We start from the raw sequence: 9,624 nt of genomic DNA on the forward strand, positions 1-9,624 counted from the left end.
CACGGCTAGCTACCGTCGGCGGTCCCCGTTCCCGGGACGAGGTCTCGTCCCGATTCCGCGCCGAGCACGGTGCGCCCCGCTTTCCGACCCGTACGTCGCACGCGCTCCACTTCACCACCGCTGCTTCGGCGACCGCCGTCGCGGCGTTCCGGCGACGGCCGCACCGCGGCCCGAGCCACCCTCGAAGGGACCACCTTGAAGCTGAGCGAGCTGCTGGCCGGACAGAACCACCACATCCTCCGGGGCGACCCGGAGAAGACCCGCATCACCGCCGGAACGGTCTTCGACGCCGACCGGGTGGCGCCGGGGTCGCTGTTCGTCGCGGTGCCGGGCCACGTGGAGGGAGGCCCCGGCGCGGTCGGCCCGGCACTCGCCCGGGGCGCGGCGGCGGTGGTCGTGGAGGAGGGCTGCGCGGTGCCCACGGCGGCGGGGGACGTCTGCGTCGTCCAGGTAGCGGACGTCCGTTCCGTGGCCGCTGTCGTCGCCTCCCGCTACTTCGGGGAGCCGGGACGGAGGATGGACATGGTGGCGATCACCGGCACCAACGGGAAGACCTCCGTCTCGTACATGGTCGAGTCGGTGCTGAGGATCTCCGAGGGCGCGAGCGCCGGGGTCATCGGCACGGCCGGAAGCCGCATCGGGGACGAACTGATCCCGATGCCGCGGTCGGTGCTGTCCACTCCGGAATCGCCCGACCTGCAGTACCTGCTGGGGTGCATGCGCGACCGCGGGGTGGGGACGGTGGTGCTGGAGGCCACGTCGATGGGGCTGCTCACCCACCGGGTCGACCGCACCTTCGTCGACGTGGGCGTCTTCACCAACCTCAGCCAGGACCACCTGGACGACCACGGCACGATGGAGAACTACCGGGACGCCAAACTCCGGCTCTTCCAGGGGCTGTGCCGGCACGCCGTCGTCAACGCCGACGATCCGGTGGGGGCCCTGATCCGGACGATGATGCCGGGCGCGGTCACCACGTACGCCCTTGATGCCGAGGCCGACTACCGGGCCACCGATCTGACGGTGGACGCCTCGGGGACGCGCTTCACGCTGCACCACGACGGCCGCAAGTATCCGGCGGCGATCCCCTCGCCCGGCGCGTTCTCGGTGCTGAACGCGCTGGCCACGGTGGCGGCCTGCCACACCCTGGGGCACGACCTCGCGGGCCTGGTCTCCGCACTCGAACGGATGCCGCAGATCCCGGGCCGCTTCGAACGCTTCACGACGCCCGAGGGCACCTCGGTGATCGTGGACTACGCCCACTCCCCGGACTCGCTGGACAAGGTGCTGACCACCCTCCGCGGCTTCGCCCGTGCCCGGATCGTCACCGTGTTCGGCTGCGGCGGGGACCGGGACACGACCAAGCGGGCCGAGATGGGGACGATCGCCGGGACGCACTCCGATCTGTGCGTCCTCACCTCGGACAACCCGCGCAACGAGGACCCCGAGACGATCCTGGACCAGGTCGCACCCGGCATCGAGGTGACCGGCACGCCCTACGAACGCTGTGCCGACCGTCGCGCGGCCATCGCATCCGCCCTGTCGGCCGCCGGGCCGGACGACATCGTGCTGATCGCCGGTAAGGGCAGCGAGCCCCACCAGATCGTTGGTGACGTGCTGCTGCCCTTCAGCGACATGGCCGCCGTCCGTGAACTGACCGAGGCCCGTGCGGCACGGAGTCAGGCCACTTTGCGGTAGGTCAGGTCGAAGTCGTGTTCCCAGCCACCGCCGTCGAACCCGGCCTCCCAGACGTCGGTGATCGTGTTCCCGTCCTCGCTGAACGTGCCGGTGAAGTGCTGACGGAAATCCAGGGGCGTGACGCCGGGCGGCTCCCGCGTGAGCGTCCACACCCCGCCCTCGAAGGTCATCGCGTACAGACGGGCCACGCCCCGTGAGTCGAAGTAGTTCTGTGTGTGCGCCCGTGCCCGGGTCGGCCCGGATGACCAACAGACCGTCCGGCGCCTCCGGAACGGGGATCTCCGAACGCTGCAGCAGGAAGTGACCGGCCAGAGCCCGTTCGAACCAGGTGCGCGCCGCCGGGACCTCCTCCGGCGCACCCGGCGGCTGCTTCCCCGGGAAGCGCGCAAGTGCCGACAGGTTCCGTGCTCCCCGCCCCGTGGCCCGGAGTCCGGGACTGCACGGCGTTCGGGCCGATCGCCCCGCAGGCGGCCGAGCTGCCCGGATCGCCGCTCTGCTCGTGCCCTGATCCGGCACCGCCGCCGTAGCGGCCGCGCTGTCATTGGCATGGACCTGCCTGTCGAACTGCACTACAGTCCGTAGCGGCACTTCTGAGAGCGCTCTCAGGCAACTCTCGGATGCTTCCTGTTCCACCCCCACGATGCTGGAACAACAGAAGGGGCACTCCCTTGAGACACACGACACTGGTGCGGACGGGTCTCTCCGCACTGCTCATCATGGGTACCTGGGCGACCGTCGGGCCGATCCAGGCCTCCGCGGCGGACTCCCCCTCCTCCTCCGCCGAACCCCAGGCCTCGGCAGGGATCATCACGGCCATGCAGCGGGACCTCGGGCTGACGAAGAGCCAGGCCGAGACCCGCCTCACCGCCGAGAAGGCGGCAACCGCCCTGCAGGGAAAGGCGCGTGGCGCGGCAGGCTCGTCGTACGGCGGCTCCTGGTTCGACGCGGGGAGCGGCCGGCTCACGGTCGCGGTCACGGACGGCGCCAGGGCCGCAGAGGTCCGGGCTACCGGCGCCCAGGTCCGGACGGTCGAGCACACGGCGCGGGAGCTGGACGCCACCAAGAAGCAGCTGGACGCGCTCTCCGCGCCCAGTGGCGTCAGCAGCTGGCACGTCGACCCCCGGGCGAACAGCGTCGTCGTGAACGTCGTCGCCTCCGAGCAGGGTGACAACGATGTCCGCGCGTTCGTCGCGAAGGCGCGCGAGGCGGGACCCGTCACGGTGAAGCAGACCGCCGAGGCCCCGCAGACCTTCGCCGCGGGAACGGTCGGCGGGGACCCGTACTACACCGGCAACGTCCGCTGTTCCATAGGATTCTCGGTGTATGGCGGCTTCGTCACGGCCGGCCACTGCGGCCAGGCGGGCGGTGCGGTCCGGGGCTGGGACAACTCGGCCATCGGCACCTTCCAGGGCTCGTCCTTCCCCGGCAACGACTACGCCTGGGTGAGCGTGGGCAGCGGCTGGTGGACCGTCCCGGTCGTCCTGGGCTGGGGAACCGTCTCGGACCAGCTGGTCCGCGGCTCCAACGAGGCTCCGATCGGCGCCTCGATCTGCCGCTCCGGTTCCACGACCCACTGGCACTGCGGCAACGTGCTCGCCAAGAACGAGACCGTGAACTACAGCCAGGGCGCCGTCCACCAGATGACCAAGACGAGCGTGTGCGCCGAACCGGGCGACTCCGGCGGCTCGTTCATCAGCGGCGACCAGGCGCAGGGTGTCACGTCCGGCGGCTGGGGGAACTGCAGCAGCGGTGGTGAGACCTGGCATCAGCCCATCAACGAGATCCTCAACCGCTACGGCTTGACCCTCCACACGGCCTGACCGAGGATCCCGCCGGAACCGGGTGACCCGGCGGGACCGCGACCGGTCTGCTGCGGCAGCAGGGTGGCCCCCTGCCGCAGCAGACCTCGGCCCTTCGCGGCTCCGGGAGCGTTCGGTGCGCATGCGGGGCGTCGGGTCCCGGTCACGCGTCGCGGTGGGCCGAGGCCGCCTCCGGCTCGCGCGCCATCGGGCGGGCTCCGGCCGGACATGACGACAGTGGTCAGCTGCCTGCACCGAATCGGCCCGGCACGAACACGCCCCGTTGATCGAACGAACTGGATCGGGGTTTCGGCGGCATGCGGCCGTGGAGCTCGGCATCCCTACCACGCGTGGTGATCGATGAACCCACGTAAGCGGGCTGTCGCATGGCCCCCGACCAAGATCGAGAACAGGTTCGAAGCGGCGTGCGTCAAACGCCCTTCAGAACACGATCAAGTGCCGCCCGGCCTGCGGGTCCCCAGCGCGGTTTGCCGCCGGGAAGGCCCCGGTCCCCGTTCTGCCCCATGAGCATCAGGAAGAGACTCTTCATGGCGGCCAGCCCGCGGGCGCGCCGGATCGCCGCCGCGTTTGCACGCCCGTACGTGTCGAAGAACCGTGAGGCCGTGCCTGCGGGGAGCAGCACCCATGCGGCAGCGAGGTCCCACGCCGGATCGCCGGCGGAGATGTCGCCGAAGTCGACGATGCCCGAGAGCGTTCCGTCCGAGACGACGACGTTCGCGGGATGCAGGTCGCCGTGCACCCACACTCTCGTTCCCTCGCATGCGTCGGCCGCAACGGCGTCGTCCCAGACGGCCCGGACGTCGGCGGCGACGTCGCCGGGGGCAACGGCCTGGAAGAGGTTCTCGAAGCCGTCCGCGCAGGTCCTGGGATGGTCACCGCAGCGCGTAGCGACCGGCGCATCGGCGGGCGCCTCCACATGGAGCGCCCGGAGGAAGCCCGCCAGCGTGTCGGCCGCGTGGTCGCCGCGGCTGATCGAGCCGTGGTCCAGGGGCTCGCCGGGAATCCACGTCATCACGGTCCAGTGCTTGGGGAAGCGCTCGGACGGTCGGCCGAACCGCACCGGGGTCGGCACCGGGAGCGGCAGACGCGGCGCGAGCACCGGGAGCCACCGGCGTTCGTTGAGCTGGAGTTCCGGGGTGGGGTCCATGCGCTGCATGCGCACGGCCAACTCGTCCCCGAGGCGCCACATCTGGTTGCCCCAGCCGCCTGGCACCTCGCGGATGGCCAGCCCCGCAAGGTCTGGATGTTGCTCCTGCAGCAGGTCGCGGACCAGGTCTGCGGTGATCTCGATCGCGGTGTCGGTCATGCGAAGTCACAGTACCGAGGCGGCAGGCGGAGCGGGCTCTGGCTCTCGGGATCATCTCGCTGTGATCCGAACTGACCTCTCGCGCGAGCGTTCAGCACCCTCCGAGGTGGTGCGGACACGGGCTTCGGGGCATGCTCCTGTCCGGTCGCGCAGGGTCAACCGGGACCCGTGCGGTCCGGTGGAGGGAGCCCGCGGATGTCACGTACCGCGACCGCCTGATCCGGCCGAGGCGCCCGAGTCGCCCGGGGTGAAGTGGTCCGCCGCCGGAGTCCCGGCGGCAGGGGCGGGCCCGAAGGCCACAGCGACCCAACTGCCCTTGCAGCGAGCATCGTTCACCAACTATTGACATGTTCTCAGCAACGGCATAACACTGACACCGCCTGGGAGAGCGCTCTCCCAGAGGTTCTCGCACGACGCACCGTCCAGCTCAACTCTCCCCCCACCGCGCATCCGATGTGCGCGGACGCAGAGCGGCATGGAGGTCCGCATGGCCGAAAGAATCAGCAGAACCACCGTGGTGTCCGCGCTTGTCGTCGCCACCGCACTGGCCCTGGTCGTCATGGGGCTCACCGCGATCACCCGGGCCGGTGTCCCGGCGGCAGGGGCGGCCCCGAAGGTCGCAGCGGCGGATCCCGTCGGGGCGTCGCACGTCATGCAGGGGGCCCAGCAGATGCAGGGCCACGCCATGGCTGCGGCCGACCCCGTCCCTTCGGGCGACGACCCCGACGGTGACGGCTACATCCCGGCGAACCCCCCGGTCACGGGGGTGGAGCCGTCCACCGAGATCCCGCCCCACCGGTACTTCCACGAGTTCCAGGCGAACTGCTCGGTCAGCCACACCGGTTCGGTCGACCCGATCGTCTACCCCGGTCAGACCGGCAAGTCCCACCACCACACGTTCATGGGGAACGACACCACGGACGAGAACAGCACCACCGCCTCGCTCGGAGCGGGCGGCACCGCCTGCAAGGCGCCCGGTGACCTGTCCGCGTACTGGATGCCGACGCTCTTCGACGGGGACCGGGAGATCCGTCCGGTCGGGCCGCAGACCATCTACTACAAGGCGGGTGTCACCGACTACCGCACCGTGCGGCCGTTCCCCAAGGGGCTGCGCTTCGTCGTCGGCAGCCCGACTCAGACGGCCGAGGAGTTCCGCGACCACCCGGGCATGGTCGAGGGGTACGAGTGCGGTGAGAGCTACCACAACTACGAATTCCCGGCCGCGTGCCCGACGAGCCAGGACACCCAGCTCAACCTGCGTATGCAGGCACCCAGTTGCTGGGACGGAAAGAACCTGGACACCCCGGACCACAAGGACCACATGGCCTATCCGATCGTCATGGGGGCCAACCAGGACGTCTGCCCGGCCGACCACCCCGTCGCCCTGCCGATGATCGAGTTCAAGATGGCCTGGCCGGTCAACGGCGACATGTCGCAGGTGAGGCTGGCCAGCGGCACCGGCCACTCCTTCCACTACGACTTCTTCAACGCCTGGGACGACGCCACGCTGGACGCGATGGTCGACCACTGCATCGTGGGCGGCCTCCAGTGCGACGCCCGGGGCTACGACCAGAACAACCCCGGCGAGGGTGCCGCCCTCGACGAGAACTACGAACTTCCCTGACTGCCCCCGTCTCTCCCTCGTGGGCGCACCCCGTCCACGAGGGAGAGCGCTCTCCCGTCACTCCCCCCACGAGGAGCTGTCCCCACCATGAAACTGCCACGTCTCACCCCGTCGGCACGCGGCCGCAGACGCACGACGGCACGTCTCGCCGTCGCCGCCCTCGTCGCCGCGGGAGCGGCCACCCTGCCCGCACCAGCCGCGCAGGCGGCCGGAAGCGTGGTGAAGGTCGAGGGCTCACAGGGCGCCTGGAAGCTGACCGTCGACGGATCGCCGTACACCGTGAAGGGGCTGACCTGGGGCCCTTCCGTCGCCGACGCCGGGAGGTACATGCCGGACGTCAGGTCGATGGGCGTCAACACGATCCGGACCTGGGGCACCGACGCCACCACGAAGCCGCTGCTCGACAGCGCGGCCGAGCACGGGATCAAGGTCGTGGCCGGCTTCTGGCTCCAGCCCGGCGGTGGGCCCGGAAGCGGCGGGTGCGTCAACTACCTGACGGACACCGACTACAAGAACAACATGCTCGCCGAGTTCCCCAAGTGGGTGGAGACCTACAAGGACCATCCCGGCGTCCTCATGTGGAACGTGGGCAACGAGTCCGTGCTCGGCCTGCAGAACTGCTACAGCGGGGACGCCCTGGAGCAGCAGCGTGACGCCTACACGACCTTCGTGAACGACATCACCAAGAAGATCCACGCCGTCGACGCCGACCACCCGGTCACCTCGACCGACGCGTGGACCGGCGCCTGGCCCTACTACAAGAAGAACGCACCGGACCTCGACCTGTACGCCGTGAACTCCTACGGCGCCGTCTGCGACATCCGCAAGACGTGGGAGGACGGGGACTTCGACAAGCCCTACATCGTGACCGAGGGCGGCCCTGCCGGCGAATGGGAGGTGCCCGACGACGCCAACGGCGTCCCGGACGAGCCCACCGATGTGGCCAAGGCACAGGGATACGAGCGGGCGTGGCAGTGCGTCACGGGCCACACCGGAGTGGCGCTCGGTGCGACGCTGTTCCACTACGGCACGGAGTACGACTTCGGGGGCGTCTGGTTCAACCTGCTCCCCGCAGGCCAGAAGCGGCTCTCGTACTACGCGGTGAAGAAGGCGTACGGGGCGGACACCTCGGGTGACAACACGCCGCCGGTGATCACCGGCATGAGTGTGGACCACGCCTCGGCGGTGCAGGCGGGCAAGCCCTTCACGCTGAAGGCGTCCGTCAACGACCCCGACGGCGACGCCCTCACTCACCAGGTGCTGTTCGGCAGCAAGTACGTGGACGACAGCGGGCAGCTCGACGACGCCCCCTTCACGGACCGGGGCGACGGCACCTTCGAGGTCACCGCGCCCGACCGTCTCGGCGTGTGGAAGGTCTACCTCAAGAGCTCGGACGGCAAGGGCAACGTCGGCATCGAGACCAAGTCCTTCAAGGTCGTCCCGCCCGTGGTCGGCGGCACGAACCTGGCGGCGGGCAAGCCGGCCACGGCGTCCACCTTCCAGCCGGACGGCACCGGCTGCCCCTGTCCCGCCGGCAACGCCGTCGACGGGTCCTTCGACACCCGCTGGGCCAGCGACTGGGCCGATCAGCAGTGGATCCAGGTGGACCTCGGGGCGAAGACCGCGTTCAACCATGTGCAGCTCGCCTGGGAGACCGCGTACGCCAAGGCATACACCCTGCAGACCTCGGACAACGGCCAGGACTGGACCACCGTCCGCACCGTCACCGAGGGCAACGGGGGCATCGACGACGTCGATGTCACGAGCGAGGCGCGCTACGTACGGGTGAACACCACCGTACGCGGCACGCCCTGGGGTTACTCGCTCTACGAATTCGGCGTCTACCGGAGTTGACCGCGCGCTGAACCCGCCGCACCGTCCCACTTCCCGCCGTCGGTGCGGCAGGGAGGTCCGCGGCGGGCCACGGATCCCCGTGGCCCGCCGCGGACCCGTACCCAGCGGCAACGGTCTCCGGCGCGGCGGCGGTGAGGCACCGTCACCCGACCGAGGACATCGTCCCGCCGCCCCGCAGTCGCGCGTTCACACGCACCGACGTGTCCTGTCCGGCGCGGACCGCCAGCGTCGGGCCGTCGGAGACGCCCCGTACGGACCCCGCGACCTCGATCCGTTCCACGGCGCGGCTCCCGGCGGCGAGCACGTACCAGGCCCCGGACGGCGACCTCCACCGGGTGTCGGCGACCACGTGCTGGCCGAACCGGCTGCACAGGGCGGTGTTCCGACGTTCCGACACCACTTCGGCCCGTGCGGTGGGGGACGCGGCGGGCGGGACGAACTGCACCAGGACCCGGCCGGGCCCCGTCCAGGTGTCCGCCCGGGTGCACACCCAGTCCGCGCGGGAACGGGTGCCGGGCAGTGGCTGTTGCGCGAACTGCCAGTTGTTGACGGCCCGTACTCCGGAACGGCGCAGTCCCTGCAGCGAACAGGCCGTCCGGGCCCAGCCGGTCAGGGCCTCGGGGCCCGTCGCCTCACGCGGCTGCCTGGCCGGAACACCGGACCCGGGCAGGGGCGTGTGCGTGAGGTGTGCCGGAGCGAGCTCGCCGAGATCCGTGACGAGGAAGGCGTGCTTCTCCACGATCTCCGCCGACGACCGCAGCTGCATCGCCGGCCAGGAGACGCACCCGCCCCCCTCCGCCGGGCGCGGAACCGCCGCAGTGATCCCGTACCCGTCCACGCCCAGCGGCCGTGCCGGAGTGCCGGGTGCGAGCAGGTCCCGCGTGGCCGACTCCGCCACCCACGGCGCCAGCAGGTACCGCGCCGACGTGCCGGAGCGGCTGACGAGGACGGCCGCGGCCGTGGTGACGTCCGCGTCGTCGACCCGGGCGAAGTCCAGGGCGGGGGAACCCTTTCCCGACACCGGCTCCGCGTACCGGACGACCCGCACCCCTCCGTCGTGGAAGACCACCACGGCCTCGCCGCCCAGCTCCCCCGCGAACAGCAGCCGCGGATGCTGGGCCGGGGGCACGACGGCGGTGCCGGGGGTGGTGGTGAGGAGGGCGTCCGCCGGCGGATCGGCCCAGCTGCCGAGGGCGCGCTCCAGCAGCTCCCGGTCGCCGGTCCGGCCGCCCCGTGGCGGCCAGGCGCTGAAGTCCACCCGGGACGTGTCCGCCCACTGCCCCGGCGCCGTCCGCAGCAGGGCCGCCGGATCGAGGGCGCCG

General features: G+C 70.9%; 6 protein-coding genes and 1 pseudogene. 4 read left to right on the forward strand and 3 right to left on the reverse strand.

Annotation, left to right across the window (positions count from 1 at the left end):
- Positions 1-195: 195 nt before the first annotated feature.
- Complete coding sequence (locus tag B9S57_RS19255; protein ID WP_103516795.1) at positions 196-1,698, forward strand: UDP-N-acetylmuramoyl-L-alanyl-D-glutamate--2,6-diaminopimelate ligase; 1,503 nt, start codon at positions 196-198, stop codon at positions 1,696-1,698.
- Here the strand turns inward: B9S57_RS19255 and B9S57_RS19260 are convergent.
- Entirely contained in the window at positions 1,680-1,886 is a 207-nt protein-coding gene (locus B9S57_RS19260) for a hypothetical protein (RefSeq protein ID WP_103516796.1), read from the reverse strand. The two genes, B9S57_RS19255 and B9S57_RS19260, sit on opposite strands and share 19 nt — an antisense overlap.
- Positions 1,887-2,366: 480 nt before the next feature.
- Between B9S57_RS19260 and B9S57_RS19265 the strand changes: the two genes are divergently transcribed.
- Entirely contained in the window at positions 2,367-3,518 is a 1,152-nt protein-coding gene (locus B9S57_RS19265; protein ID WP_181011400.1) for a S1 family peptidase, read from the forward strand.
- Positions 3,519-3,927: 409 nt separating this feature from the next.
- Here B9S57_RS19265 and B9S57_RS19270 read toward each other — a convergent pair whose 3' ends face one another.
- Positions 3,928-4,824 (reverse strand): aminoglycoside phosphotransferase family protein, encoded by an 897-nt coding sequence (locus tag B9S57_RS19270; RefSeq protein ID WP_103516797.1) that lies wholly within the window; start codon positions 4,822-4,824, stop codon positions 3,928-3,930.
- 487 nt (positions 4,825-5,311) lie between these two features.
- Between B9S57_RS19270 and B9S57_RS19275 the strand changes: the two genes are divergently transcribed.
- Both B9S57_RS19275 and B9S57_RS19280 read left to right on the forward strand, forming a co-directional pair.
- Positions 5,312-6,448 carry a DUF1996 domain-containing protein gene (locus B9S57_RS19275; RefSeq protein ID WP_103516808.1) on the forward strand — a complete coding sequence of 379 codons (1,137 nt, stop codon included), beginning with the start codon at positions 5,312-5,314 and terminating at the stop codon, positions 6,446-6,448.
- An 87-nt stretch (positions 6,449-6,535) separates the two neighbouring features.
- Positions 6,536-8,302, forward strand: coding sequence for a discoidin domain-containing protein (locus tag B9S57_RS19280; protein ID WP_103516798.1), 1,767 nt, complete (start codon positions 6,536-6,538; stop codon positions 8,300-8,302).
- 142 nt (positions 8,303-8,444) lie between these two features.
- On the opposite strand, the pseudogene B9S57_RS19285 reads toward B9S57_RS19280, so the two are convergent.
- A pseudogene (locus B9S57_RS19285) lies at positions 8,445-9,624 on the reverse strand (hypothetical protein); the annotation flags it as partial.

The organism is Streptomyces sp. SM10 (assembly GCF_002910915.1).
Lineage (GTDB): Bacteria > Actinomycetota > Actinomycetes > Streptomycetales > Streptomycetaceae > Streptomyces.

Bases quoted from the DNA above. Each gene is read 5' to 3' on its own strand.
- B9S57_RS19270 (WP_103516797.1), bottom strand. From the start codon at position 4,824: ATGACCGACACCGCGATCGAGATCACCGCAGACCTGGTCCGCGACCTG.
- B9S57_RS19280 (WP_103516798.1), top strand. From the start codon at position 6,536: ATGAAACTGCCACGTCTCACCCCGTCGGCACGCGGCCGCAGACGCACG.
- B9S57_RS19275 (WP_103516808.1), top strand. From the start codon at position 5,312: ATGGCCGAAAGAATCAGCAGAACCACCGTGGTGTCCGCGCTTGTCGTC.